This is a genomic window from Brachybacterium paraconglomeratum (genome assembly GCF_039541415.1).
GTDB classification, from domain to species: domain Bacteria; phylum Actinomycetota; class Actinomycetes; order Actinomycetales; family Dermabacteraceae; genus Brachybacterium; species Brachybacterium paraconglomeratum_A.
The window spans coordinates 699,946-725,453 of record NZ_BAABGE010000007.1; the positions used below are offsets into that span (position 1 = coordinate 699,946).

The window sequence follows — 25,508 nt, forward strand, 5'->3', positions numbered from 1 at the left end:
CGCGGCGGTGCGCACGTCAGGCCCGGCGGATGTGGTCCGGTCGCAGGGGAGCACCGATGCCGATCGAGGTCAGCAGCGCGATCACCACCGCGCCGCCCGCCACGGCGAGAACCGGTCCGGTGAGGCTCTCCGCGCCGAGGTGCGTCACCATGCCCGGTTCCATACCGCGGTTACCGGTATCGACGAAGGCGACGGCGACCAGATGCCCGATCCCGAGCGCCGCTCCCCCACCGACCACCAGCGGCAGCGCCACCTCGAGCCAGTGCGCACGGCGCAGCACCCCCACAGGGGTGCCGAGCAGGCGCAGCCGGGCATGCTCCTGCCTGCGCCCCATCGCCAGATCAGCCATGCCGAGCAGGAAGGCGCCCAGCCCGACGGCCAGCACCACGAGGTTCAGCAGGCGGATGGTGTCGATGGTCGCCTGATAGGGCGCGAAGTCCTCCGCCGTCCAGCCGATATGGGCGTCGATTCCCGCCGCCTGCAGCTCCGCCGGAAAGTCAGGGCGCGGGCCAGCATTCACCCTCGCGCTCACGTCGCCGAACTGCCAGAACTGCTCTTCGGTGACCAGTGCCCGCGGAATGAACAGGGTGGGTGCCGGATCCGTGTCCTGCCAGGAAGGGACTGGCACTCGAGAGAGATCATCCTCGGAGACCTCGAGCTGCAGCACGGGATCTCCGAACCCGCCGCTGCTCTCGTCGAAGTCGGTGCTGAACAGATCCACGATTCCCTGGAGCGGTACCCTCTCCTCGAACCCAGCCGCAGCTGGGATCCAGGCCGCACGATCATTCCGGCAGCCCTCCACCTCCGGTCGGAGGACGCGGAGCTCCTCGCAGGTGGTCACCATCGCACCCAGGGCGTGCTCCTGCGGGGTGCTCCCCGGGGCGACGACGTACCCGCGCGTGGAGAATGCCACCTCGCGAGCTCCACCGACCTGCTCGAGGGCACGCTCCAGATCTGCGACGGCCGCCCGATCCGGGAGCCATGCCTCGGCGGCAGCTTCGACGTCTCGGTAGTGGCGCCCGGCCTGATACACCGGGGTAGCGGCCAAGACGCTGATCAGTCCCTGCCCTGCCGTCGTCACCACCACGCCGATCACCAGGGCGCCGAGCACCCTGCCGAGCACTGCGGGCTGAGACTGCAGGCGCCGTCCCGCCACGACGGTCACCGGGGATCCGACCCGGACGAGCAGGTCGGCGCTGCGCCGCACCAGCAGGGCCGGCAGCAGGATGCTGCCCAGTGCGGCCAGGCCGGCACCGCCGAGGAACAGAACGACCAGCACGGGGTTCGAGAGCCCTTGCACACTCCAGCTGAGCACCAGCATCACCAGACCCAGCACCAGGATCGCTGCCCGCCAGAGACCGGGACGTCGGTCCACCTCTCCGCGAGCCTGCTCCAGAGTCTCGTTCTGGGAGCGACGTGAGGGCATCGCGGCCCCGGCGGCCAGACCCAGCGGCACGGCGAGGGCCACCACGAGAGATCCCGGCACAACGCTCGGCGCCGGGGTCATGCCCAGCAGTGCCCCTCCGGCCCACGGCACCAGCAGAGAACTCACCGTGAGACCGACAGCTGCACCGACGAGAGCGGGAGGGAGGCTTTCGCCGATGCCCACCAGTACCCGATCGCGGCCGCGCATCCCGAGCAGGTGCAATCGGGCCGTGCGCCGGGAGCGGTCCTGCTCGGACATGCGGCCGGTCGCGGCGGCGGCGGCCAGCACGGGCAGACCGATCGCGAGGGCCACGATCCCGGGCAGGATCATCCCGACCACCTCCGACATCGCGATCCCGGGTGCGAGGCTGCGGGGCCTGGCAGCATCCAGCAGGGCCAGCACCACGACCAGGAGCGCGCAGCCGAACAGGGACACGAGCAGTGCGCTGAGCGTGCGGAAGCGGCCTTGGTCGGTGGCGCGCAGTGCGAGGGTGAGCCCGAGGCGGAGGGAGGAGCGCATCTCAGCCCACGAGCTCCCCGTCGCGCATGCTCACCAGGCGGTTCAGGTGTGCGGCGACGCGGTTGTCGTGGGTGACGACCACGAGGGTCGTGCCCTGCTCCGTCACGGTGTCCATCAGGGCGTCCATCACGGTGTCGGCGGCGACTGTGTCCAGCGCGCCGGTGGGTTCGTCGGCCAGCAGCAGGGCGGGCTGGTGTATCAGTGCGCGGCCGACGGCGGCGCGCTGCGCCTGTCCACCGGAGACCTGGGCGGCGCGACGGCCTGCGACCTCGCCGAGCCCGAGACGGTCGAGCATCGCGTCGACTTCTGCCCGGATCCGTGCCGGCCTGCCGCCGAGGAGCTGGAGCGGGAGGGCGAGATTCTCGCGCAGAGTGAGTTCGCCGATCAGGTCACCGAACTGGAACACCATGCCCATCCGGGCCAGCCGGAGCTGGGCTCGATCTTTCTCCCGCATCGCTCCGAGGTCCTCGCCGAGCACCCGGAGGGTGCCCTCCCGGGCATCCAGCACGCCGGCGAGCACATGCAGAAGAGTGGACTTCCCGCATCCGGACGGCCCCATCACGGCGACCTGCTCCCCTGCGGCGATCTGCAGGTCGATGCCACGCAGCGCGGGATCCTGACCGTAGGAGACCCGTACCCCGCTCAGCTCGACGACCGTCGCAGCTCCGGCAGCGGTCGCAGCGCGTTCACGACTCTCGGAATGGGCGGTCATCGCTGCGCCCCGGTCTCGTCGGGCCGCGTTCCGGTCGTCTCCTGCCATTGCACGCGCAGCGCATCGAGCCGCTGACCGGCTTCCTGGATCCAGCGCAGATCGGCGTCGAGGTGGGTGAGCTCGTAGTCCAGCTGGAGCAGCAGCGAGGGCTCGGCGCCGCGACGGCGTGCGGTCAGCTCGCGCATGCGCACCATGTGGCTCGCTCGCTGGACGGTGAGGACCTCCTGGGCGTCCCGCCCGGAAAGCAGGGCGATCGAGATCCGCACGAACAGGGTGGAGGCTGAGAAGGAGCCGGTGACCTGCGGCGTGGAGACCCAGGCATCCAGCTCGGCGACCCCGTCGGCCGTGATGCCGTAGAGCTTGCGCTCGGGCCCGGAGCCGGTCTCGACGGTGAGGATCTCTGCCCATCCCTGGCGCTCGAAGCGGGCGAGCGAGGAATAGACCTGCCCGAAGGCCAGCGGCCGCTCCGGTGCGAGGAGCTGGTCGTAGTCATGCTTGAGGGAGTACCCATAGGCTGGCGACCGATCAAGCAGTCCCAGCAGGGCGTGTGCGGTGCTCATGCGAGGACTATACACACTGCGTATACACACTGCGTATAGCCAGTAGAAGGCGGCTCACATCCCGCTGCGCATCTCCACGATCACGAGCTCACGCGGGTTGTTGACCCGCACCCCGGCGATGCTGTTCCCGAGCCCCCGGCTGATCACCATGGTGGTGCCCTGCCGCTCATGCACGCCCTCGGTGAGCGCGGGGAACAGGCCCTGATGCGGGGCGTAGAGCCCACCCACTCCGGGAATGCGCACCTGCCCGCCGTGGGCGTGCCCGGAGAGCACCAGGTCAGCCCCGGTACCGGTATAGCTGTCCAGCTGCTCCGGACGATGCGCGAGCAGCACAGTGGTGCCATCCTCCGGCAGGCCGAGTCCGGCGAGCACCGCCGTCGCCTCCTGCGGGCTCTCCCCTGCCGCGGCCCGCACCCGCGGGTCATCAAGACCGACCACGCTCAGCTCGACCCCGGCGATCTGCGCCTCGACAGCCTCATTCCGCAGCACCGTGATGCCGCGAGCCTCGAGTCCCCTGATCAGCTCGTCCATGAGGGGTGAGTCCGCCTCATGGTTGCCGAGCACGAAGTACGTGGGTGCGATCGCCTGCAGTCGCTCGGTCATCGCGAGCACGCCGTCCAGCTGCGTGGTGCGGTAGTCGATGAGGTCGCCGGTGAGCGCGATCAGATCCGGCTCTGCGGCCGTGGTCGCGGTGACCACCCGATCCTGGAAGGTGCCGAACTGTGCGGCATGCAGATCGGAGATCTGAGCGATGCGAAGCCCGTCCGCCGCTGCTGGCAGTTCGTCGAGGACCACGTCATAGGTGGTGACATCGAGCCGGCGGTTGTCCCACAGCAGCCAGCCGCCGGTGGCGAGAAGCAGCAGGAGAAGCACCAGAGCGATGACGGCGAGGCGCTGCCGTGGAGGGTGGGTGGTGCTGGCTGCTCGGTCCGCGACCGAGAGCGGTGCGCTCACCGCACGATGATCCCGTCGGCCGCCATCGCGGCCTTCGCCTCCGAGATCGTCATCTGCTGGAAATGGAAGACGCTCGCGGCCAGCACCGCGTCGGCGCCCGCGTGAACGGCCGGCGCGAAGTCCTCGGGCGTCCCGGCACCGCCGGAGGCGATCAGCGGCAGCGTGGTCGCCTCCCGGGCGAGCGTGATCAGCTCGAGGTCGAAGCCCTGCTTGGTGCCGTCGGCATCCATCGAGTTCAGCAGGATCTCCCCGGCCCCCCGTTCGGTCACCTCGCGGATCCAGGCGATCGCATCGATGCCGGTGCCGCGGCGACCACCGTGGGTGGTGACCTCGAAGCCGGAGCCGGAGCGTGCAGTGCCCTCGGGGGTCTCCTCGGTGACCCGGCGGGCGTCGATCGAGAGCACCAGCACCTGGTTGCCGAAGCGCCGGGAGATCTCGGAGATCACCTCGGGGCGGGCGATCGCTGCGGTGTTGACGCCGCACTTGTCGGCCCCGGCCCGCAGCAGCTGGTCCACATCGTCGACCGAGCGGACCCCACCGCCGACGGTCAGCGGGATGAAGATCTGCTCGGCGGTGCGGCGCACCACATCGATCATGGTGTCCCGGCCGCCCGAGGACGCGGTGACGTCGAGGAAGGTCAGCTCATCGGCGCCCTCGGCGCCGTAGCGTGCGGCCAGCTCGACCGGGTCCCCCGCGTCGCGCAGGTCCTTGAAGTTGACGCCCTTGACGACGCGGCCCGCATCGACGTCCAGGCAGGGAATGACTCTCACGGCGACACTCATGCGTCGATCCTCTCCATGTCGAGCTCTTCGGCTCCCTCGATGATGAACTGCTTGCGCGGAGCGACGTCGGAGCCCATCAGCAGCTCGAACACGGCGCTGGCGGCCTCGACGTCCTCGATCCGCACCCGGCGCAGGGTGCGGTGGCCGGGATCCATGGTGGTGTCCGCCAGCTGGTCGGCGTCCATCTCCCCCAGGCCCTTGTAGCGCTGGATCGGCTCCTTGTACTTCTTACCGCGACGCTCGAGGTTCTTCAGCAGCTTCTGCAGCTCTGCCTCGGAGTAGGTGTAGACCATCTCGTTCTTCTTCTTGCCCCCGTGGATGATCTCCACCCGATGCAGCGGCGGCACCGCGGCATAGACCCGCCCAGCATCGACCAGCGGCCGCATATAGCGGTGGAAGAGCGTCAGCAGCAGGGTGCGGATATGCGCGCCGTCGACGTCGGCGTCGGTCATCATGATGATCTTGCCGTAGCGGGCGGCATCCAGATCGAAGGTGCGGCCCGAGCCGGCACCTATCACCTGGATGATTGCGGCGCACTCGGTGTTCTTCAGCATGTCCGTGATGGACGCCTTCTGGACGTTCAGGATCTTGCCACGGATCGGCAGCAGGGCCTGGAACTCCGAGGAGCGGGCGTTCTTCGCGGTGCCGAGCGCGCTGTCCCCCTCGACGATGAACAGCTCGGAGCGCTCCACGTCATGAGTGCGGCAGTCCGCGAGCTTGGTGGGCATCGTGGAGGACTCCAGCGCATTCTTGCGGCGTGAGACCTCCTTGTGCATGCGCGCAGCGATGCGGGCGCGCATCTCCGAGACCACCTTGTCGATGACCAGGGCGGCCTGTTCCTTCTCCCCCTTCTTGTTGGAGCTGAGGAACTCGGTCAGCCGGTCCTCGACGACCTTCGCAACGATCGCGCGGATCGCCGGGGTGCCGAGCACCTCCTTGGTCTGGCCCTCGAACTGCGGCTCGTCGATCCTCACGCTGACCACTGCGGTGAGCCCGGCGAGGGTGTCGTCCTTCTCGATCTTCTCGTTCTTGGAGTTGAACTTGACCCGGCGCGCCTGGTTCTCGACCTGCTTGCGCACGGTCTTGACCATCGCCTGCTCGAAGCCGGTGACGTGGGTGCCGCCCTTGGGGGTGGCGACGATGTTCACGAAGGAGCGCAGGGTGGAGTCGAAATCGGATCCCCATCGCAGCGCGATATCAACCTCACAGCTGCGCTCGACATCGGTGGAGACCATATGGCCGTTCGCATCGAGCACCGGAACTGTCTCGGTGTACTCCCCCGTGCCCTGCAGCCGGATCACGTCGGTGATCCGCTGATCCTGGGCGAGGTACTCGACGAATTCGCTGATCCCGCCGTCGTACTTGTACACGCGGGTGGTCGGCTGATCGGGCGAGGCCTCGGGACGGAGGTCGCTGACCGAGATCTTCAGGCCCGGGACCAGGAAGGCAGTCTGCCGGGAGCGGCGGGTGAGGTCATCCAGCGAGAAGTGGGACCCCTTGACGAAGATCTGCGGATCGGCCCAGTAGCGCACGCGGGTGCCGGTCACGCCGCGCTTGGCCTTCCCGATCATCCGCAGTGCGTCAGGCCCTGTTGCCGGGGTGAACGTCGAGTCCGGGTCCGGACCGTCGGCATCGTCGAAGATGCCGGGCTGGCCGCGCTGGAAGCTCATCGCATAGGTCTTGCTTCCGCGGTCGACCTCGACGTCGAGGCGTCCGGACAGGGCGTTCACGACGCTCGCGCCGACGCCGTGCAGGCCGCCCGAGGCGGCGTAGGAGCCGCCGCCGAACTTTCCTCCGGCGTGGAGCTTGGTGTAGACCACCTCGACGCCGGTCAGGCCGGTACGGGGCTCGACATCCACCGGGACGCCGCGGCCGGTGTCGCGCACCTCGACGGAGTGATCGGCGTGGAGGATCACCTCGATCGCGTCACCGTGCCCGCCGAGCGCCTCGTCGACGGAGTTGTCGAGGATCTCCCAGAGGCAATGCATGAGGCCCCGGGAGTCGGTGGAGCCGATGTACATGCCGGGACGCTTGCGCACGGCCTCAAGCCCTTCGAGGACCTGGAGGTTGCGGGCGTCATATGCGGACTTCTTTGCTGCACTGGGGGTGGACACCCCCCAGATCCTACGGGTCCGCGCGACCAGATCCGGGTATTGCCTCCTGCCGCACGGCTCACAGCGCGGGGTGCGACCGCTCGCTGCGAGCGGCTGGGCTCACAGGGTGTTGCGCCCCCAGCGAACCGAGGCTGTGGATACTCCCCTCGCACCGCCGCCGGATGCTAGAAATGACCTCATGAACCTCACTCTCGAAGCCCCCCGGCTCACGGCACACGACCGCTGCGACCGCTGCGGTGCTCAGGCGTACGTCAAGGTACTCCTCGAGGCCGGCGGCGAACTGATGTTCTGCGCGCATCATGCTCGCGCCCATCAGGATGCTTTCACGAGCGTCGCCGCTGAGATCATCGACGAGACCGAGCGTCTCCACCTCAAGCCCGAACCGGTCGAGGACTGATCACCGAGGCTCACTTCCGAGCCTGATCGCACTCGTCCGACGAGAAGGGCGCCCACCGCTGCGGTGGGCGCCCTTCTCGTCTCTGGCGCCGTGCTCCGGGTGCGCATCCCCTGCGGGCCCTGCTTCCGCCGCATGTCATCTGGGGGGGGCAGCGGTGCGCTCGGTCAGTCGGCCAGCAGCTGTTCTGCGCGGAGCGCGTACTCGACCCAGCTGGTGCCACGGCCTTCCCGGGGCTCCCGGTTCCCGGTGGCGGTGAAGCCGAGACGCTCATAGAGACGCTGCGCAGGCACATTGGTGTCGTCGACATCCAATCGCAGGTCCGGCCGCCCGAGCTCCAGGGAGAGGCGGGCGAGCGCCGCGAGGAGGACACGGGAGACCCCCGTGCCCCGGGCAGCGGGACGGATCCAGAGCGAGACGATGTGGGCACGGTCTGCAGGGATCGGATGCTCGGGGGTATAGCCGGCAGGAAGCAATGCGATCCCTCCGAGCACCTCGCTTGCGCTCCGGGCCTGGAGATGGATGCGAGGTCCAGCGATCTCGGCGCGCCATTGCTGCTCGTCGCGGCGTCGAGCCTCGGCCGGGTCCGCCCAGAACGCGTCAGGGTCTGCAGCGAGCATGTCGAGTCGCAGCTCCCGGTGGCTGACCCAGTCCTCGCCGGAGACCTGATGGACCCGCGACACGACAGTAGGGACTGTCCCCGTGGTGGTCCTCATGCCGGTGCGCCGCCTCCCGGATTCTTCTTCGTGGTCATCATTGCTCGCGGGCGTCGGAGCCTCCGCGCCTGCTGTCCTTCACCGTCCGCCTGCCGACGGACGGAGAACGGGCCCGGATCCAGTGGATCCGGGCCCGACCTCACTGCACGTGATCAGTCGAGGTAGTCCCGCAGCACCTGCGAGCGCGAGGGGTGACGCAGCTTCGACATGGTCTTGGACTCGATCTGACGGATCCGTTCACGGGTCACGCCATAGACCTTGCCGATCTCATCGAGAGTCTTGGGCTGACCGTCCTCGAGCCCGAAGCGCATCGAGACCACGCCGGCCTCCCGCTCGGAGAGGGTGTCCAGCACTGAGTGGAGCTGCTCCTGGAGGAGGGTGAAGCTCACCGCATCGGCCGGGACCACCGCTTCGGAATCCTCGATCAGGTCGCCGAACTCGCTGTCGCCGTCCTCGCCGAGCGGGGTGTGCAGGGAGATCGGCTCGCGGCCGTACTTCTGGACCTCGACAACCTTCTCCGGGGTCATGTCGAGCTCCTTGGCGAGCTCTTCAGGAGTGGGCTCGCGGCCGAGATCCTGCAGCATCTGCCGCTGGACGCGGGCGAGCTTGTTGATGACCTCGACCATGTGCACAGGAATGCGGATGGTGCGGGCCTGGTCCGCCATGGCGCGGGTGATGGCCTGACGGATCCACCAGGTGGCGTAGGTGGAGAACTTGTAGCCCTTGGCGTAGTCGAACTTCTCGACAGCACGGATCAGGCCGAGGTTGCCCTCCTGGATCAGGTCCAGGAACAGCATCCCGCGACCGGTGTAGCGCTTGGCCAGGGAGACCACGAGGCGCAGGTTGGCCTCGAGCAGGTGATCCTTGGCGGCGCGACCGTCCTGGGAGATGATCGCCAGCTCGCGACCGGCCTTGGTCTTCGTGACCGACTCATCGCCCTTGATCTTCTGCTCGGCGTAGAGGCCGGCCTCGATGCGCTCGGCCAGCTCGACCTCCTGCGCGGCATTCAGCAGCGCGACCTTGCCGATCTGCTTGAGGTAATCCTTGACCGGATCGGCGGTGGCGCCAGCGGTGACGACCTGCTGGGCAGGAGCATCGTCCTCAGAGGCGTTGAAGATGAAGCCGCCCGACTCCTCAACCTTCGAATCGCTCGCGGACTTGGCCTTCTTCGCCTCGCTCTCCTCCGACTCCTCTTCGGGTTCGGAGTCGACCTCGGCGGACTTGGGCGCTGCAGCCTTCTTGGCAGCGGGCTTGCGGGCGGCTGTCTTGCGAACAGGAGCCTTCTTGACAGGGGTCTTCGGTGCGGCGGTGGCAGCGGTCTCGACGGCGTCGGTCTCGACGGCCTCGGAGCTCTCCGCAGCCTTCGTGGCCGCGGCGCTCGTCGAGCGCTTCGCCTTGGAGGCGGTCTCAGCAGTACTGGAGGAGGTCACAGAGTTCCTTCTTCCGGCGGCGGCCCGGCATGGGCGGTCCGCCACACTCGGGCGATCGGTCTTCTCGGCGCGGCTCGCGGTCTCCGCTCCGTGCCATGTCCCCGGTAGATACCGGATTCACGGCGCACGAAGGCACGGTGCCGTCAAGCCTGTTGAGTATAACGCCGCCCGCTGTGGTTTATTCCCACCCGCTCAGGAGCCTGTGACGCCGCCGACCCCACTCGCGTGGTGGCCGTCCTTGACGGCGAGCACCGGGCAGGCCGCGCCGAGCACGACCCGGCGCGCAGAGGCGCCCAGATTCAGCTTCCCGATGGGCGGCTTCCGACGCAGCCCGATCACCACGAGGCTCGCCGTCACCTCGTCCACGACCGAGAGGAGGAACTCCCCGATGTCGCTCTCGAGGCTGCTGCGCACGGTGACGTCTGCCTGTTCGGCTCCAACTGCGCGCAACTCGTCACGCACCTCATCCTCGGTGGCGGCGGTCATCCCGCGCTCAGCGTCGTGATAGAGGTGCGAGGCGATGACCAGCCCCTCCCCCGTGCGCTTTCCGTAGCGAAGGGCGGCTCTCAGAGCGGCCCGCCCCTGACCCGACGGGGAGTACCCCACGACGATGCTCATGCGACGGCTCCTCCCTGCGACGGTGCAACGGTGCTGTCGCACCGGCTGACCCAGCTTAGTCGCCGATCAGGGTACCGATCCACTCTTCAAGTCCCGGATGGGTGAGCAGGAAAGCATCATGCCCGACTGGTGATGCCGCCACCTGCCACTGCGCCCAAGGAACGTGCTCAGCGATCTCCTCCACCAGGGACGGCGGGAAGAGGCGGTCGGAATCGATCGCGACCACCAGGGTGCGGGCACTGACCCGGCCCAGGGCCTGGACCACGCCTCCGCGACCTCGGCCCACGTCATGGGTGCTCATCGTCCGGGCGAGCGTGATGTAGGAGTTCGCGTCGAACCTGCGCGTGAGCTTGTCAGCATGGTGATCGAGATAGCTGGTCACCTGATGCCTGCCCTGCCCATCAAAGGGGTTCTCCCTGCCCTGGGCCTGGTTGCCGAAACGGCTCTCGAGCTCTGCAGCGGTGCGGTAGGTGGTGTGCGCGATCCGCCGGGCGATGCCCAGGCCGCTCTTCGGCCCTTGCCCGCTGCCGTCGTCGTAGTAGTCCCCTCCCTGATACTCCGGGTCCAGCTGGATGGAGGCGATCTGAGCGTCGTTCCAGGCGATCTGATCCGCAGTCGCCCTGGCAGAGGAGGCGATGATGCAGAGCCGCTCCACCTCCTCGGGATGGGCGACACCCCATTCGATCGCGCGCATGCCTCCCATCGAGCCTCCGATCACGAGCACCCAGCGCTCGATGCCGAGCAGGTCCCGCAGTCGCCGTTCCGCAGCGACCTGGTCACGGGTGGTGATGGCGGGGAAGCGCGAGCCGTAGGGACGACCGTCCCCGCCCGGTGAGCTGGGTCCGGTGGTGCCCTGGCACCCTCCGAGCACGTTCGGTGCGATGACATGGAAGCGGTCGGTGTCGATCGGTCGGCCGGGGCCCACCATCTCCTCCCACCAGCCGGGGCTGGGATGTCCCCCACCAGCGGGGCCCCGCACGTGGGAATCACCCGTCAGAGCATGAAGCACCAGCACGGCGTTGCTGCGGTCCTGGTTCAGCTCACCCCAGGTCTCGAAGGCGATGGTGACGGCGTCGAGCACCTCTCCACTCTCCAGGAGGAGCGGACCGATCTCGGCGAACTGCCGATCGCCAGCTCCGCTCTCAGGGCGCCAGGCACCAGACGGGGTGGATGCGGTGGCAGCAGACGGCGCGAGCGGGGCAGTGTCGTGCGAAGGGATGCCCGCATCGACATGTCTGTGCTCTCCGAGGACGGTCATCGGTGCTGCTCCTTCGGTGGCCTCCCCCGCCCACGGTGTGGTGGTGGCTTGGTTCAGGTGCTGGGCCACCAGGCAGGGAAGATCGGTGTATCGGTCATCCGTGAGAGCAAGGGTGCCAGAGTCGACTCCGGCTCCTGCTCCCGGAGCTCGTCGACGAGACCACCCGCGGTGGCGAAGCGGTGGTTCCACCATGCCAGCAGCACCAGCAGTGCCGTCAGGGCTCGCCATGCGGAACGTGCGATGCGGCGTTCCGCCGGCAGGGCGGTCGCCATGGTCACCGCCGCTACACGCCGCAGCTTCTCGAGCCCTCCATACGATCTGCCACCTGCGCAGATGTCCTCATGGGGCTGCCACTGCCGATCGTTGACCAGCGTCTGCAGAAGCGTTTCGCGCTCGATGGTGCGCGTTCCACCGTGCTCGACGAGCTGGGCCAGCAGCTCCCAGTGGAGCCGGTCGACGGCGACTGCGGACAGCAGCGACGCGATGTGTTCATATTCCGTCATCTGCTCTGCCGGGGAGAGACTTGAGGCACTGCCACCGAGTTTCTCCAACGCCGAGAGCGCCACGGTGAAGAGTCTGCCGGGGTCCTCCGCAGAGGTGACGTCGAGCGCAGGTAGTCGGAGGCCTTGACCGATCTGCTCCAGCAGCGGGTCCGCGGACTCGTGGCGGGGGATGGGGCGGCCGGTGAGGACGGCTGATGCCGCGGCTCGGGTGTCGGAGAACTGGCGCAGCGGCCCGGTGGCAGTCAGGGCGACGTCCCGTGCTGCTCCGCCCTGTGGATCTCTGCCCAGCTCCCAGCTCGTCGAACTCGCTGCGCCGTGGATGAACAGGAGCTGGAACGTGGACTCCGCGGAGGACTGGGACTCCACGGCGAGGGCGGCAGCGTGCAGGAGCTGCCCTGCGCGGTGCATGACCTCGTGGATCACTGGCTCCCACAGCTCCTGGTAGCCGTCTCCGAGGACGATCAGAGCATGGACGAAGGAGCTGCCCCGATCTCTCATCAGCGACAAGTGGCGCCCGAGGTTCTCGCCACCTCCTGGTCCCAGCAGGTCTGCCAGCGCGGACCGCGTGATCATCGGCGGGGAGCTGGCCCCTCCGGACCCGGCGAGGATCAGGGAATCCGTAGGCGGCTCGCGCAGGCACAACCTGGCCTCCGCGAGCAGCTCGGCGGGGTCATGGACATCGATGAGGTGGCGGCCGTGATCGGCGGGAGTGATGTGTGTCGTCATGCCTCAGACCCTCACCGATCTGGCGACCCTGCGGGCCCTCACCTCGCCTTCTGGGGATGGTCAGCACCTGTGGAGGAACCGTCCGTCGGACCAGTCGCACAGCTGGGCGTGGGAAGATCGGCACGCCCGCCAGAAAGGAAGCTTCCGATGCCCTCCTCCCCCACACCGCCGCTCGAAGATCGCCTGCACACGCTCGACGAGCTGCTGGTGGAGCAGGTCGCCGACCTCACCCGCACCGCGCTGACGGGGCATCGGCGGCACCTCGAGGAGATCTCACCGGAAGCGGCCGGGCTGATCGATTCCCTCGCCAGCTATCTTGAGGGCGGGAAGCTGCTGCGCCCTCGCTTCTGCTTCTGGGGAGGCGTGGCGGCGCTGGGCCGGGAGCCTCAGCCCGCCGAGGTGGAAGCTCTGGCTCGCCTCGGCGCCGCGATCGAGCTGCTCCAGGCAGCGGCGCTGATGCATGACGACGTCATCGACCACTCACCGATGAGGCGTGGCCGTCCTGCCCTGCATATGCAGGCCGAGCAGGAGCATCGACGCGCCGGTCTCGCCGGTGATCCGGAGGAGTACGGGATCGCGATCGCGATCGTGCTCGGCGATCTCGCACTGAGCTGGTCCGAGCAGATGGCGAACGGGGTCCACGGAGACCCTTCACTGGTGGACCGTGCCCGTCGCGAGTTCGATGCCCTGCGTACCGAGGTGATGTCCGGCCAATATCTCGACATCCTCCATCAAGCGGGCGGGTTCGCCTCGGCTCCGGATGCAGAGTTGGCCGCGCTCTCCGTGATCCGGTGGAAGACGGTGCCGTACACGGTGCTGCGGCCGGTACGGATCGGCGCTGCTCTGGCCGGGGCTCCGGATCAGTCGCTGGATGCCCTCTCCGCCTGGGCGATCGAGGTGGGCACAGCTTTCCAGCTGCGCGACGACCTGCTCAGCGTGGTCGGAGACCAGGATGAGACCGGCAAGCCGATCGGCGGGGACATCGTCGAGGGCAAGCGCACGGTACTGCTGGCGCGCACGTGGGAGGCCGCTGATGCTCGCGGCCGGGCACTGCTGGACGAGGTCGTCGGCGACGCAGGATCGGACGAGTCGCAGATCGGCGCCGTCCACGCGCTGATGGTGTCCACCGGTGCTGTCAGCTCGGTGACGCAGGAGGTGCGTCGACGGGCGGCGCGAGGCCGTGCACTGCTCGAGGGCACCGCAGAGCTGGGAGAGCTGGGCCGAGCGGGCCTCGAGGCTCTCGCTGAGCTCGCCACCGATGTGGACTCGCTGCCCGCCTGAACCGCAGGATCTTCGAGATTCAGGACCTTCGAGACGCAAGGTCCCCGATGCGTGGGGGCCCGGTCAGGCACAGCCGGGCATCGGGCTGGTGCAGAGTCAGAGTGCGAGGGCGAGTGCTCGCCGACGGACCTCTCCGCGCTGGCCCTTGCGCAGCTGATCGATGGGCCTGCCGGGCAGCGTCTCATCGTCGGTGAACAGCCAGCTCAGCACTTCTACGTCCTCGAAACCACCGTCGCGGAGCACGGTGATGGTCCCTGCGAGGTGCGGGATGAGCTCACCATCGCCGATCAGCAGCGCCGGCACCATGCGCACCACGGGCGTCCCGCGGCGCACCGCGATCAGCTGGCCTTCCTCGATCAGGCGCCGTACGCGCGAGACCTCCACGTCCAGTCGCTCGGCGATGTCGGGGAGGGGAAGCCAGTCGGTGATGAGGGAATCTAGTTCGTCCACTCCCCCAGGGTGCCACGCGCCGACCGCCTGCGCATCCTCGCGGTCACCTCCGCTGCCAGTCATGCATCACACCACCGCCGCCTTCCTGCGTGTGTCGGTCCCGATTCCGTGCGCGCTCGCGACCTAGATTGGCTCCGTGAGCTCGGCAACGTCGACTTCCCCCGGCATCAGCTTGCTCCTCGACGACCGCTACCGGGTCGAGGAGCCGATCGCGCGCGGCGGAATGGCGACGGTGCATCGCGGCCACGATCAGCGGCTGGACCGCGTCGTCGCCCTGAAGATCATGCACCCCCACCTCGCGATGGACGAGGATTTCCGGCGCCGCTTCGGCCGTGAAGCGCGGGCTGCAGCCCGTCTCGCCCATCGCAACGTGGTGGGCGTCTTCGATCAGGGTGAAGATGCGGACCGCATCTACCTGGCGATGGAGCTGGTGGAGGGCGAGACGCTCCGAGCCCGCATCGTCGCCCAGGAACGGCTGACGATCCGCGAGAGCCTCGCCATCACCGCTCAGGTGCTTGAAGCCCTGGTCGCCGCGCACGAAGCCGGCATCGTCCACCGCGACATCAAGCCCGAGAACATCCTCATCGACCACACCGAGCTGGTGAAGGTCGCCGATTTCGGCCTCGCTCGCGCGATCGGCTCGAACAACTCCTCGGCGAGCGCCACCCTGCTCGGGACCGTGGCGTACATCAGCCCGGAAGTGGTCACCCAGGGGCACGCGGATGAGCGCAGCGATCTCTATTCCCTCGGTGTGGTGCTTTTCGAGATGCTGACCGGCCGGCAGCCTTTCGTCGGCGAGCAGCCCGTGCACATCGCCTTCCAGCACGTGCACGAGGACATCCCGGCACCCTCCACGCTCGTCTCCGGCATCCCCCGCGAGCTGGATTCACTGGTGACCTGGGCTGCGGCGCGCCCGGTGGCGCAGCGACCGGCATCTGCCTCGGACCTGCTGCGGGCGGTGAAGGAGCTCTCAGAGATCCTCCCCTCCGCAGTGCTGGAGACCCGACCGGAACAGCTCGGCGATACCGACACCTCCGATGTTCCGCGGATGACGACATCTCTCGACGAGGTCGCCTCGGAGCTGGGACACGGGCCGCGCGCGTTCCCCGCCGCACTGCTGGCCCCTGACGAAGAGACCGCCGCTGCCGACGATGCAGCGTCCGCGCCGCCGGCATCCCCCGCCGCATCGACGTCGCCCTCCACCGAAGGTGCCGGGACGGATGACGAGGGTCCGCAGGCCACGGAGGCCGACGAGGATGATGAGACCCCTCGCGTGGTGACGGTGCGGGCACCACGCACCCCTCGGGGTCGGCATCTCCCCCGGGGAGCCCGTCGACGCTCGCGGCTGATGCGGTCGCTCGCTGTTCTGAGCCTGCTCGCAGCCCTGGCCACGGGGGCATGGGGCGGTGCCGACTGGTATCTCACCACCGGTCCCGGTGCGGACCGCACCATCCCCTTGATCACCGGTGCCACCCTCGGAGATGCCGAGGCCGCGCTGACCGCTGCGGATCTTGCGGTCCAGACAGAAGAGCGATTCGACGACACGGTTCCGGCCGGTCACGTCATCTCCTCCTCGCCCTCGACCGGGACTTCTGTGAAGAGGGGGACGAACGTCGAGGTGGTGGTCTCCAAGGGCGAGCAGACCTTCCCCGTCCCCCAGGTCGTCGGCAGCGACCTCGAGAGCGCCCGCCCCCAGGTCGAGGAGCACGGCCTGGAGCTGGTGGAGGATGACCCGGCATACTCCGAGACGGTCGCCGAGGGCGAGATCATCTCCCAGTCGGCCACCGCAGACGCCCTGCCCGTCGGCGGCGAGGTGCACGTCGTCGTCTCCCTGGGACGCCAACCGATCACGGTCCCGAACCAGACCGGCAACAGTGCCGGAGCCGCCCGCACCTCGCTCGAGGCGGCCGGCTTCAGGGTGACCTCGGCGCAGGCGCACTCCGGAAGCGTTCCCCAGGGCGCCGTCATCTCCCAGACACCCGCCTCCGGGTCCCTGTTCGGCGGCGACACCGTCCACCTCGTCACCTCGCTCGGCCCGGAGATGGTGACGGTCCCCGATGTCTTCCGCCAGCCGGAGGCAGACGCAAAAGCGACGCTCGAGGCCGCTGGCTTCGCGGTGACCGTGGTCCATGACAAGGGCGACCCGGTCTTCGGCCTCGTCTACGAGCAGTCCGCAGCCGCGGGCGGCTCGCAGGAGAAGGGCTCCGCCATCACGCTGAAGGTCTTCTGATCCTGTCCTGGATTCTCTGACCCGGATCTTCTGACCCGGGTTCTCTGACCTTCGCGCCGAACTGCTGGCCCCATGGCATCGCCGAGACAGAGCAACGCCGGTGCTTCCCACGGCAAGGAAGGGGGCACCGGCGTTGCGCGATCAGCTGCTGACTCAGCGGCGGGACAGCATCTCCGAGACCAGGAAGGCGAGCTCGAGGGACTGCTGATGGTTCAGCCGCGGGTCCACCAGGGTCTCGTAGCGACGGGTCAGTCCTTCCTCATCGATCGAACCGGCGCCGCCGAGCACCTCGGTGACGTCATCGCCGGTGAGCTCCATATGCAGGCCGGCAGGGATGGTGCCCAGCCCCTGATGGACCTCGAAGAACCCGACCACCTCGTCCAGGATGTCCTCGAAGCGCCGCGTCTTGTAGCCGTTGGACGAGGTGATGGTGTTGCCGTGCATCGGGTCGGTCACCCAGGCCACCTGGGCACCGGAATCCCGCACCCCTTCGACCAGGGCCGGGAGGCGATCGCGGATCTTCCCCGCACCCATGCGGGTGATGAAGGTCAGCCGACCGGGCTCGCGCTCGGGATCGAGCTTGTCGATCAGCCGCAGCGCATCGTCGACCGAGGCGTCGGGGCCGAGCTTCACGCCGATCGGGTTGCGGAGCCGGGCCATGAAGTCCACGTGCGCACCGTCGAGCTGACGGGTCCGCTCACCGACCCAGAGGAAGTGACCGGAGCAGCCGTAGATCTCCCCGGTGCGGGAGTCGATCCGCGACAGGGCCTCTTCGTAATCCAGCAGCAGTGCCTCGTGGGAGGCGTAGAACTCGACCACCTTGAGCGCGTCGAAGTCCGCTCCGATGGCATCCATGAAGCGCACTGCCTTGTCGATCTGACCAGCCAGCTCCTCATAGCGGTCGTAGCCGGCACCGGAGGTGAAGCCCCGGTTCCAGGAGTGCACCTCTCGCAGGTCGGCGAAGCCGCCTCCGGTGAACGCTCGCAGCAGATTCAGGGTCGCCGCGCTGGTGGTGTAGGTCTTCCACAGCCGCTTCGGATCCGGGATCCGCGCCTCGGGGGTAAAGGCGAACTCGTTGACAGCGTCCCCGCGGTAGGTCGGCAGGGTCACGCCATCGACCGTCTCCTCATCAGCGGACCGCGGCTTGGCGAACTGCCCCGCCATCCGGCCCATCTTCACCACCGGCACCGAGGCGCCGTAGGTGAGCACTGCGGCCATCTGCAGGATGGTGCGGATCTTGTTGCGGATGCGATCCGCCGTGGAATCCGCGAAAGTCTCCGCGCAGTCGCCCCCGGCGAGCAGGAATGCCTCACCCTTCGCCGCGGCGGCGATGCGATCACGCAGCACATCGACTTCGCCGGCGAAGACCAGGGGCGGGGCGGAGCGGAGATCCTCGAAGACGGACGCCCGCACCTTCTCGTCGGGCCACACCGGCTGCTGAACCCGCGGATACTCGCGCCACGCACCGAGAGCTGCCAGGCCGTCGTCCGCCGAGGACAGGGTGAAGGCATGAGCGCGGGCGGGGGCATCGGGGCTGAATTGAGTCACCTGCACAGGGTATCCAGTCCCCCGCTCCGGTGGTGAGTCGATCCCACCAGCCGGTCCTCAGATCGCGGCGTCGGACTCCGCTGATCCCGGAGAACGGCCCGCCGCCGCGCGCATCCGCTGCTTCACGACGTTCGCGTACTCCTCGGAGCGCTCCTGATCGGAGAGGGCATGGATGCGATCCATCACCGCATCGGTCACGGCCCGCAGGACCTTCGCCTCCTCGGCCCCCTGCATCGCGGCCGTGATCGCCTCCACGTCCACGGGCTCGCCGAGGACGGCATGGATTCGGGGGTGACGGTGGGGGAAGAACGTTCGTCCACGCTGCGCCTCGAAGGCGCCCTTCATCGCGACCGGGATGATGGGCGCTCCGGTGGCCAGCGCGAAACGGGCCACCCCGGTCTTGCCCCGATAGAGCCGTCCGTCCGGGCTCCGGGTCCCCTCGGGATAGATCCCGAGCACCCCTCCTCGCTCGAGCACCGCCAGGCCGGCCCCGATCGCGGACTTCGAGGCGCTGCCACCGCTGCGGTCCACAGGCATCACTCGCAGCCCCCGCATCACCGCCGCCACCACGCGATTCAGCGGGGACCCTCCCGAGAAGATGTCTGACTTGCCCAAGAAGTGCACGCTGCGCCGCACTTGGCCGGGGAGGAACACCGTGTCCGAATACGCCTGGTTATTCGACGCCAGGATCACTGGCCCCTTCTCCGGGATGTTCTCGGTTCCGCTGATTGTGGGGTTCCACAGCACCCTCACCACACCCATCACGAAAGGCTTGGCAATCTCATACAGCACGGACGTACTCCTGGGATCAGTGCGCCGGCGAGCGACGAACGGACGGGCCTGGTGGATCTGGATGCGACGATGTACTCATGGCGTTCAGCGAATTGTCCCGCCCTTGGAGCACGCGGGCTCACTCTAGCTCGCGTGGCGGCCTGCTCCTCTGTCACGGATTCACCGGTTCCCCTCAGTCGATGCGGCCCTGGGCGGAGGATCACGCTGCACGGGGCTGGGCAGTCGAGCTGCCGCTGCTGCCCGGACATGCTCGCACCGAGCAGGAGCTCGCCGCGACCCGCTGGCAGGACTGGTACGGATGCGTTCGCGATGCGGCGTGGGATCTCTCTGAAGAGCTGGGCCCGATCGCAGTCGGCGGTCTGTCGATGGGTGGCGCCCTCGCCCTCTCGCTCGCCGCCGACCCCCAGCTGCGTGGACGCATCGCCGCCGTGGTGGCGGTGAATCCGGGAATCACTCTGCCCCTGGTGGCAAACGCGGCCGAACTGATCGCACCAGTGGTGCGGACGCTGCCGGGGATCGGCTCCGACGTCGCTCTTCCCGGCGCGGTGGAAGAGGCGTACGAGAGGCTCCCCGTGCGCGCCGTGGCTCAGCTGCGGCGACTTTTCCATCGGACCCGGCAGCAGCTGGGCGCGGTGGAGGCGCCGCTGCTGCTGGCTACCTCGCGCGTCGATCACACGGTCCCTCCCTCGGACAGCGACATCGTCGCCGCAGGGGTGCGCGGGCCCGTGCAGCGTCTCGCCCTCCCCCGCAGCTATCACCTGGCAACGCTGGACCACGACGCGGAGCTGCTGTTCGAGAACTCCGCTCGGTTCCTGGATCAGCAGGTCACAGGCTTGGGAGGTGGAGGATGACCTCGGATCCGGGGAAGGCACGCGATCCCAGGGACGTCGACGCAGAATTCGCCCGGATGCTCGAGGGGGAAGGTCTGGCGCTGCGGCCCGGCGATGCTCCGCGCGAACCGGCCGCCGCCGACCACCCCGCCCGCGAGGAGGATTCGTCGGCCGACTCGCGAGAGGACGACTCTCTGTGGTCCTTCAGCGCGGACTCTCCTGCGGAGCCGCCCAGCCCGGAATCGATCGCACGGTCCCGAGCGCAGCATCCCGCGGCCGGCCTCAGCGACCCCACCGCCGGGCTCCGCGGCGCAGTCGGACCGCGGGAGCTGGACGACGATGAGGTCATCTACGGAGATTTCGAGCCGCCGGACCCTGATCTGCCGACGCCGTCGGAAGCCACGCTGTGGTCCTGGACCGCGCTGCTGGGCGGCTTCGTGCTGATGCTGGTGGCCACCGTGACGCCCTCACTGCCCAGCTTCCTGGGCTGGATCGGCGGGCTCGCCGCGCTGGGAGGGCTGGTCTCCCTGCTGCTGCGCGCCCCACGGAACCACGACGACGACTCGCACGACGGGGCCGAGCTCTAGCGGCGGGCGAGGCTCTAGCTGCGGGCGAGGTCCGCGGCACCCACGATGCCCGCCCGGTTGCCCATGCTCGCCGCCACGAACGGCGCCAAGGGCCGGTGCACCCGCGCGGTGAGATGCTTGGCGTAGGCCACACGTGCAGGCTCGAGGAGCAGATCCCCTGCGGCCACCACGCCGCCGCCGACGACGATCACCTCGGGATCGAGCAGGGCAGCGATCGAGGCCACCCCCGTGCCCAGCCAGGTGCCGATCTCGGCGATCAGCTCCTGAGCGCCCGGATCACCCTGCTGGGCGAGCCGGGTGATCATCGGGCCGTCGATGTCCTTGCGCACCCCGCCTGCGGCCTGCACCAGCGGTCCCAGCAGCGGATCCCCGGCCGAGGCACGACGCTTCGCGGTGCGCACCATGGCGGTGCCCGCGGTGTATTGCTCGAGGCAGCCACGTCGACCGCATCCGCACCACTGCCCGTCCGGCACGGCGGTCATGTGCGCGACCTCCCCGGCGAACCCGGCGGTGCCGCGCACGAGGTGACCGTCCATCACGATCGCACCGCCCAGTCCGGTGCCCACGGTGACCATCAGCATGTGCTTCGCCGTGGTCGCGGCGCCGAAGCGGTATTCGGCCCAGCCGGCCGCATTCGCGTCGTTCTCGACGACCACCGGCAGGCCGGTGAGCCGCTCGAGCTCGTCGGCCAGCGGATGCTGGCGCCAGGCGAGGTTCGCGGCGAAGTTCACCGTGCGTCGGTCCGCACCCACGAATCCGGCGGCGCCGACACCCACTCCGACGACGTCGTGCTGGGCGCGAAGCTCGGCCACCGCGTCTGCCACGGCCGCCTCGATCAGCGCGGCATCGGTGGCCGGAGTGCTGCGTGTGGTGGCGGCGACGATCTCTCCCGCCTCGTCGACCACCCCCGCCGCGATCTTGGTCCCGCCGATATCCACTCCGATGGAGAGCATGCCGTTCCTTTCCGCTTGTGCTGAGTCGATGGCGGTGGCCCCTGCTGGTCCACGAGGACCCGGGTACCACCTGCCTGTCGTGCCCCATCGTAAGCGGCACCTGCCGTAGAATCGGATCGACCCCACCAGCGCTTCCGGACAAGCGTCCGGTACGCCGGCTGCACGCCACTGGCCGGATCGAAGGAGATTCGATGAAGCAGTTCACCAACCCGCCGCAGCATGAGAGCCGCCCCGAAGAGAACACGACGGATCTCCTGCTCGGCAGGTTCCGGAAGAATCCCTCAGTGCCGATCTACGAGCTCGCCCAGGGCGACGGCACGTACTCGCCGGTGAGCACCGCAGATTTCATCACCGAGGTGAAGCAGATCGCCAAGGGGCTGATCGCCTCCGATGTCGCTCCGGGCGACGCGGTCGCGATCCTCTCGCGCACCCGGTACGAATGGGCGCTGCTGGACTGGGCGGTCTGGTGGACCGGCGGCGTCAGCATCCCGATCTATGAGACCTCCTCCCCCAGCCAGATCCAATGGATCGCCTCGGACTCCGCGGCCACGCTCGCCGTCGTCGAATCCACCCGGCACAAGGAGGACGTGGAGTCGGTGCGGGGAGACCTCCCCGCGCTCAAGAACATCGGGGTGCTCGACGACGGCTTCCTGGAGGAGCTGAAGGCCCGGGGCGCGGACGTCAGCGACGAGGACCTCGAAGCCCGCCGCACGTCCCGCAGGATGAACGACATCGCGACCATCATCTACACCTCCGGGACCACCGGACGCCCCAAGGGCGCGGAGCTCACCCATGCGAACTTCGTGGACACCACCCGCAGTGCCCTGAACCTGCTGGGCAAGGAGGTGCTCCCTCCCGGATCCAGGCTGCTGATGTTCCTGCCCATAGCGCACGTCTTCGCGCGTCTGATCACGGTGCTCGCCGTTGCCCAGCCGATCACCACCGCCTTCACCGCCGATACGAAGAACCTGCTGCCGGACCTGGCGGCTTTCAAGCCGACCTTCCTGCTGGCCGTGCCTCGCGTCTTCGAGAAGGTCTACAACGGCGCCGAGGCCAAGGCGATCGCCGGCGGCAAGGGCAAGATCTTCACCGCCGCCTCCGAGACGGCCATCGCCTATTCCACGGCGCTCTCGGCCGGCAAGGTGCCCTTCACGCTGAAGGCCAAGCACGCCCTGTTCGACAAGCTGGTGTACGGGAAGCTGCGCGAGGCGATGGGCGGCCAGGTCTCGTGGGCCGTCTCCGGCGGCGCCCCGCTGGGTGCGAGGCTGTCCCACTTCTTCCGCGGCATCGGGGTGACGATCCTCGAGGGCTACGGTCTCACCGAGACCACCGCACCGATCAGCGTGAACCTGCCCTGGGATGTGCGCCCCGGCACCGTCGGCCCGCCGCTTCCCGGCTCGACCGTCTCGATCGACGACAGCGGCGAGATCCTGGTCAAGGGCGTGATGGTTTTCAAGGGCTACCACAACAACCCTGAGGCGACTGCCGAGTCCCTCCAGGACGGCTGGTTCCGCACCGGCGACCTCGGAGCGCTCGACGAGCAGGGCAACCTCACCATCACGGGTCGCTCCAAGGAAGTCATCGTCACCGCAGGCGGCAAGAACATCTCCCCCGCCCAGCTCGAAGACCAGCTGCGTTCGCACCCCCTGGTCAGCCAGTGTGTGGTGATCGGCGACCAGAAGCCGTTCATCGCCGCGATCCTCACGCTGGATGCCGAGATGCTCAGCACCTGGTTGAAGAACAACGGGCTCCCCGACATGAGCGTCGCTCAGGCGGCACAGGACGAACGAGTCAGGGCCGAGCTCCAGACCGTCGTGGACCGTGCGAACACCTCCGTCTCGCGGGCTGAGTCGATCCGTGCCTTCGAGGTGATCGACTCGGACTTCACCGAGGAGAACGGATATCTCACCCCCTCGCTGAAGCTCAAGCGCAATGTCGTGGTGAAGGATCTGGCGCAGGTCATCGACAAGATCTACTCCGGCACGAAGCCGACCAGCTGACGCGGAACGGGCGTTCACCGCTACCGGCCCCGATGGTCCGGCGCCGCTGCACCTCCGCAGCGGATGCCCGACTGTCGGGGCCGCGTCATACCCTTCGACCATGTCTGCACGCGGCCAGTTGAGCTTCGATGATCTCGGAACCCCCTTGGCGGAGGCCACCCTCGTGGTGGTCGACCTCGAGACCACGGGAACCGATGCCTCCAGCGACGCGATCACCGAGATCGGAGCCGTGAAGGTCCGAGGCGGCGAGGTGATCGGAGAGTTCCGCACCTTCGTGGACCCCGAGCGTCCGATCCCCGCCTTCATCGCCTCCCTCACCGGGATCACCGATGCCTCCGTCTCGGGCGCGCCGTCGATCCGCACCGCGTTGCCGATGTTCCTGGACTTCGTTGGCGGCGCCGCGCTGGTGGCGCACAACGCCCGCTTCGACATCGGGTTCCTCAGCGCCCAGGCAGCGGTCTGCGAGATCAGTTGGACACGGCCCCAGGTGCTCGACACCCTGGCCCTCGCACGCACCGTGTTCCGTCGGGACGAGGTGCGCGACCATAAGCTCTCGACCCTTGCCGCCCATGTCGGAGCAAGCATCACACCGGACCATCGGGCCCTCTCCGATGCCCGTGCCACCGTCGATGTGCTCCACGCGATCATCGCGCGACTCGGCCCTGCCGCGACCACTCTGGAGGACCTCAGCTCCGCCCATCGCCGGGTGAGCCCGGCTCAGCTGCGCAAGAAGCATCTCGCCTCGAGCATCCCCAGCGTCCCCGGGGTCTACCGCTTCTTCGACGCTCAGGGCGCTGTGCTCTACGTGGGGACATCGCGCAACCTGCGTTCGCGGGTGCGCACCTACTTCACCGCCGCGGAGACCCGTCGCAAGGTGCTCGACATGCTTCCCCGCGCAGAATCGATCGGGGTGATCGAATGCGCCACCCCCACTGAGGCCAGGATCCGAGAGCTGCGGATCATCGCCCAGGAGAAGCCGCCGTCGAATCGTCACGGCCTCACTCCGGAGAAGGCGCATTGGCTGCGTCTCGGAGCTGGCGCGGAGGGGCTGCGCGGGGCACGACTGGCGCGGTCCGAGGAGGACGGCTCCGCCCAGATCGGGCCACTCACCTCACGCCATGACATCGAGCCGCTGCGCGGACTGCTCTCCGACGCGATCCAAGGGCGGGGCGCCGCTCTCGAGACAGGCGCACGGGGTGTGCCGGCCACTGAGGTTGGTCACCATGAGAGGCTCCGGCGTGCCATGCGGGACGATCCCCGCGAGGTGCTCGATCACGTCGCAGCGCGTCTGCGCTCCCACGTCAGTTCTGCACGCTACGAGGACGCGGAGAAGCTCCGCAGACTCGCTCTCACCTATCTCGCGGCGGCCCATCGCGCGTCCCGTCTGCGTGCACTGTCTGATGTGGAGCTGCTGATCTCCGCACGTCCGAGCACGGAAGCCGTGATCGGCGGGCGTGGCTGGGAGCTGCTCGCCGTGCGGCATGGACGCTTCTCGGGAACCACGCTGGTCCCTGCGCACAAAGATCCGCTGCCCTTTGCGCGCTCTCTCGCGCTCACCGGGATCGGCGAGGCGGAGCTGGCCGCACCGCTGTGCCAGGGCTACCACCAGGAGACAGAGATCCTGTTGGGCTGGCTGGAGGGCGACGGCGTGCGCACTGTGCTGACCGACGGCGCATGGCAGGTCCCTGCCCGTGCCCGCTTCGACCAGGAGCATCTCGCGCGGCGCTTCTCCCTGACCGGCGAGGGTTCTGCGGCATAGGCTCAGGCAGAGCATCCTGGCGCAGGCCGCGCCCCATCGAAGGAGAAGCAATGATCACTGCCATCGTCTCGATCGTCGTCGAGCCCAGCCGTATCCCCGAGGTCGCCGAAGCGGTCGTCGACATCCCGGGAATCGAACAGGTCTATTCGGTCACGGGTGACGTCGATCTGATCGCCGTGGCGCGAGTCCGTGCCCATGAGGACCTCGCGACCGTGATCGCCGACTCCCTGAGCAAGGTGGACGGCGTGCTCGACACCACGACCAATATCGCGTTCAAGACCTACTCCAAGCGCGATCTGGACGCCGCCTTCGACCTCGGCATCAGCGGCTGACCGCTCCGGTTCGGGGCCCGCTGCTCGTCTCGCG

23 protein-coding genes are annotated in these 25,508 nt (G+C 68.5%); 8 read left to right on the forward strand and 15 right to left on the reverse strand.

The genetic code is table 11. From position 1 onward, the window contains the following. Window positions 1-16: 16 nt before the first annotated feature. Genes ABD893_RS12435 through ABD893_RS12460 form a run of 6 tightly spaced genes read right to left on the reverse strand, consistent with a single transcriptional unit; the run spans window position 17 to window position 7,067 of the window. Window positions 17-1,945: an ABC transporter permease family protein gene (locus ABD893_RS12435; protein WP_345080512.1), complete on the reverse strand. Its 1,929-nt coding sequence runs from the start codon at window positions 1,943-1,945 to the stop codon at window positions 17-19. 1 nt (window position 1,946) lies between these two features. Next, complete coding sequence (locus ABD893_RS12440; protein ID WP_345080515.1) at window positions 1,947-2,657, reverse strand: ABC transporter ATP-binding protein; 711 nt, start codon at window positions 2,655-2,657, stop codon at window positions 1,947-1,949. After that, the gene (locus ABD893_RS12445) at window positions 2,654-3,217 is read right to left on the reverse strand and encodes a PadR family transcriptional regulator (RefSeq protein ID WP_345080518.1); all 564 of its coding nucleotides are present in this window, start codon (window positions 3,215-3,217) and stop codon (window positions 2,654-2,656) included. The genes ABD893_RS12440 and ABD893_RS12445 overlap by 4 nt, the downstream gene beginning before the upstream one ends. 54 nt (window positions 3,218-3,271) lie before the next feature. Beyond that, complete coding sequence (locus tag ABD893_RS12450; protein ID WP_345080521.1) at window positions 3,272-4,171, reverse strand: metallophosphoesterase; 900 nt, start codon at window positions 4,169-4,171, stop codon at window positions 3,272-3,274. After that, on the reverse strand, window positions 4,168-4,953 hold the full coding sequence (gene hisF / locus ABD893_RS12455; protein ID WP_345080524.1) for an imidazole glycerol phosphate synthase subunit HisF: 786 nt from the start codon (window positions 4,951-4,953) through the stop codon (window positions 4,168-4,170). The genes ABD893_RS12450 and hisF overlap by 4 nt, the downstream gene beginning before the upstream one ends. Next, window positions 4,950-7,067, reverse strand: a complete 2,118-nt coding sequence (locus tag ABD893_RS12460; RefSeq protein WP_345080527.1) for a DNA gyrase/topoisomerase IV subunit B — start codon at window positions 7,065-7,067, stop codon at window positions 4,950-4,952. The genes hisF and ABD893_RS12460 overlap by 4 nt, the downstream gene beginning before the upstream one ends. Window positions 7,068-7,245: 178 nt before the next feature. On the opposite strand from ABD893_RS12460, the gene ABD893_RS12465 reads away from it, so the two are divergent. Continuing rightward, on the forward strand, window positions 7,246-7,464 hold the full coding sequence (locus ABD893_RS12465; RefSeq protein WP_345080531.1) for a DUF7455 domain-containing protein: 219 nt from the start codon (window positions 7,246-7,248) through the stop codon (window positions 7,462-7,464). A gap of 164 nt (window positions 7,465-7,628) precedes the next feature. Here ABD893_RS12465 and ABD893_RS12470 read toward each other — a convergent pair whose 3' ends face one another. The 5 genes from ABD893_RS12470 to ABD893_RS12490 all read right to left on the reverse strand — a co-directional run bounded on the left by ABD893_RS12470 (window position 7,629) and on the right by ABD893_RS12490 (window position 12,712). Next, window positions 7,629-8,177: a GNAT family N-acetyltransferase gene (locus ABD893_RS12470; RefSeq protein ID WP_345080534.1), complete on the reverse strand. Its 549-nt coding sequence runs from the start codon at window positions 8,175-8,177 to the stop codon at window positions 7,629-7,631. A 152-nt stretch (window positions 8,178-8,329) separates the two neighbouring features. After that, the gene (locus tag ABD893_RS12475) at window positions 8,330-9,724 is read right to left on the reverse strand and encodes an RNA polymerase sigma factor (RefSeq protein WP_345080802.1); all 1,395 of its coding nucleotides are present in this window, start codon (window positions 9,722-9,724) and stop codon (window positions 8,330-8,332) included. Window positions 9,725-9,799: 75 nt separating this feature from the next. Continuing rightward, complete coding sequence (locus ABD893_RS12480; protein WP_345080537.1) at window positions 9,800-10,225, reverse strand: universal stress protein; 426 nt, start codon at window positions 10,223-10,225, stop codon at window positions 9,800-9,802. A gap of 55 nt (window positions 10,226-10,280) precedes the next feature. Beyond that, a complete protein-coding gene (metX, locus tag ABD893_RS12485) occupies window positions 10,281-11,483 on the reverse strand; it encodes a homoserine O-acetyltransferase MetX (protein WP_345080540.1) in 1,203 nt (400 codons plus the stop codon). A gap of 53 nt (window positions 11,484-11,536) precedes the next feature. Continuing rightward, window positions 11,537-12,712, reverse strand: coding sequence for a hypothetical protein (locus ABD893_RS12490; protein ID WP_345080543.1), 1,176 nt, complete (start codon window positions 12,710-12,712; stop codon window positions 11,537-11,539). A gap of 147 nt (window positions 12,713-12,859) precedes the next feature. Between ABD893_RS12490 and ABD893_RS12495 the strand changes: the two genes are divergently transcribed. Further along, window positions 12,860-13,993, forward strand: coding sequence for a polyprenyl synthetase family protein (locus tag ABD893_RS12495; protein WP_345080546.1), 1,134 nt, complete (start codon window positions 12,860-12,862; stop codon window positions 13,991-13,993). Between the two features lie 96 nt (window positions 13,994-14,089). Here the strand turns inward: ABD893_RS12495 and ABD893_RS12500 are convergent, their stop codons facing one another. Further along, complete coding sequence (locus tag ABD893_RS12500; protein WP_345080804.1) at window positions 14,090-14,443, reverse strand: Rv2175c family DNA-binding protein; 354 nt, start codon at window positions 14,441-14,443, stop codon at window positions 14,090-14,092. Window positions 14,444-14,579: 136 nt separating this feature from the next. On the opposite strand from ABD893_RS12500, the gene pknB reads away from it, so the two are divergent. Further along, a complete protein-coding gene (gene pknB / locus ABD893_RS12505) occupies window positions 14,580-16,673 on the forward strand; it encodes a Stk1 family PASTA domain-containing Ser/Thr kinase (RefSeq protein ID WP_345080549.1) in 2,094 nt (697 codons plus the stop codon). A gap of 153 nt (window positions 16,674-16,826) precedes the next feature. Here the strand turns inward: pknB and ABD893_RS12510 are convergent, their stop codons facing one another. Then, window positions 16,827-18,221 (reverse strand): class II 3-deoxy-7-phosphoheptulonate synthase, encoded by a 1,395-nt coding sequence (locus tag ABD893_RS12510; protein ID WP_345080552.1) that lies wholly within the window; start codon window positions 18,219-18,221, stop codon window positions 16,827-16,829. 57 nt (window positions 18,222-18,278) lie between these two features. Continuing rightward, window positions 18,279-19,013, reverse strand: coding sequence for a lysophospholipid acyltransferase family protein (locus ABD893_RS12515; RefSeq protein ID WP_345080555.1), 735 nt, complete (start codon window positions 19,011-19,013; stop codon window positions 18,279-18,281). Window positions 19,014-19,090: 77 nt separating this feature from the next. Between ABD893_RS12515 and ABD893_RS12520 the strand changes: the two genes are divergently transcribed. Next, window positions 19,091-19,864, forward strand: a complete 774-nt coding sequence (locus ABD893_RS12520) for an alpha/beta hydrolase (protein ID WP_345080558.1) — start codon at window positions 19,091-19,093, stop codon at window positions 19,862-19,864. Continuing rightward, window positions 19,861-20,430: a hypothetical protein gene (locus ABD893_RS12525; RefSeq protein WP_345080561.1), complete on the forward strand. Its 570-nt coding sequence runs from the start codon at window positions 19,861-19,863 to the stop codon at window positions 20,428-20,430. Before ABD893_RS12520 ends, ABD893_RS12525 begins: the two co-directional genes overlap by 4 nt. Window positions 20,431-20,444: 14 nt before the next feature. Here ABD893_RS12525 and ABD893_RS12530 read toward each other — a convergent pair whose 3' ends face one another. Beyond that, on the reverse strand, window positions 20,445-21,383 hold the full coding sequence (locus ABD893_RS12530) for an ROK family glucokinase (protein ID WP_345080564.1): 939 nt from the start codon (window positions 21,381-21,383) through the stop codon (window positions 20,445-20,447). Window positions 21,384-21,574: 191 nt separating this feature from the next. Here ABD893_RS12530 and ABD893_RS12535 point away from each other — a divergent pair, with 191 nt between their 5' ends. The 3 genes from ABD893_RS12535 (at window position 21,575) to ABD893_RS12545 (ending at window position 25,474) form a co-directional block, all read left to right on the forward strand. After that, entirely contained in the window at window positions 21,575-23,383 is a 1,809-nt protein-coding gene (locus tag ABD893_RS12535; RefSeq protein ID WP_345080567.1) for an AMP-dependent synthetase/ligase, read from the forward strand. A 100-nt stretch (window positions 23,384-23,483) separates the two neighbouring features. Further along, window positions 23,484-25,142 (forward strand): DEDD exonuclease domain-containing protein, encoded by a 1,659-nt coding sequence (locus ABD893_RS12540; protein ID WP_345080570.1) that lies wholly within the window; start codon window positions 23,484-23,486, stop codon window positions 25,140-25,142. A 50-nt stretch (window positions 25,143-25,192) separates the two neighbouring features. Further along, entirely contained in the window at window positions 25,193-25,474 is a 282-nt protein-coding gene (locus ABD893_RS12545; RefSeq protein WP_345080573.1) for an Lrp/AsnC family transcriptional regulator, read from the forward strand. The last annotated feature ends 34 nt before the right edge of the window (window positions 25,475-25,508 follow it).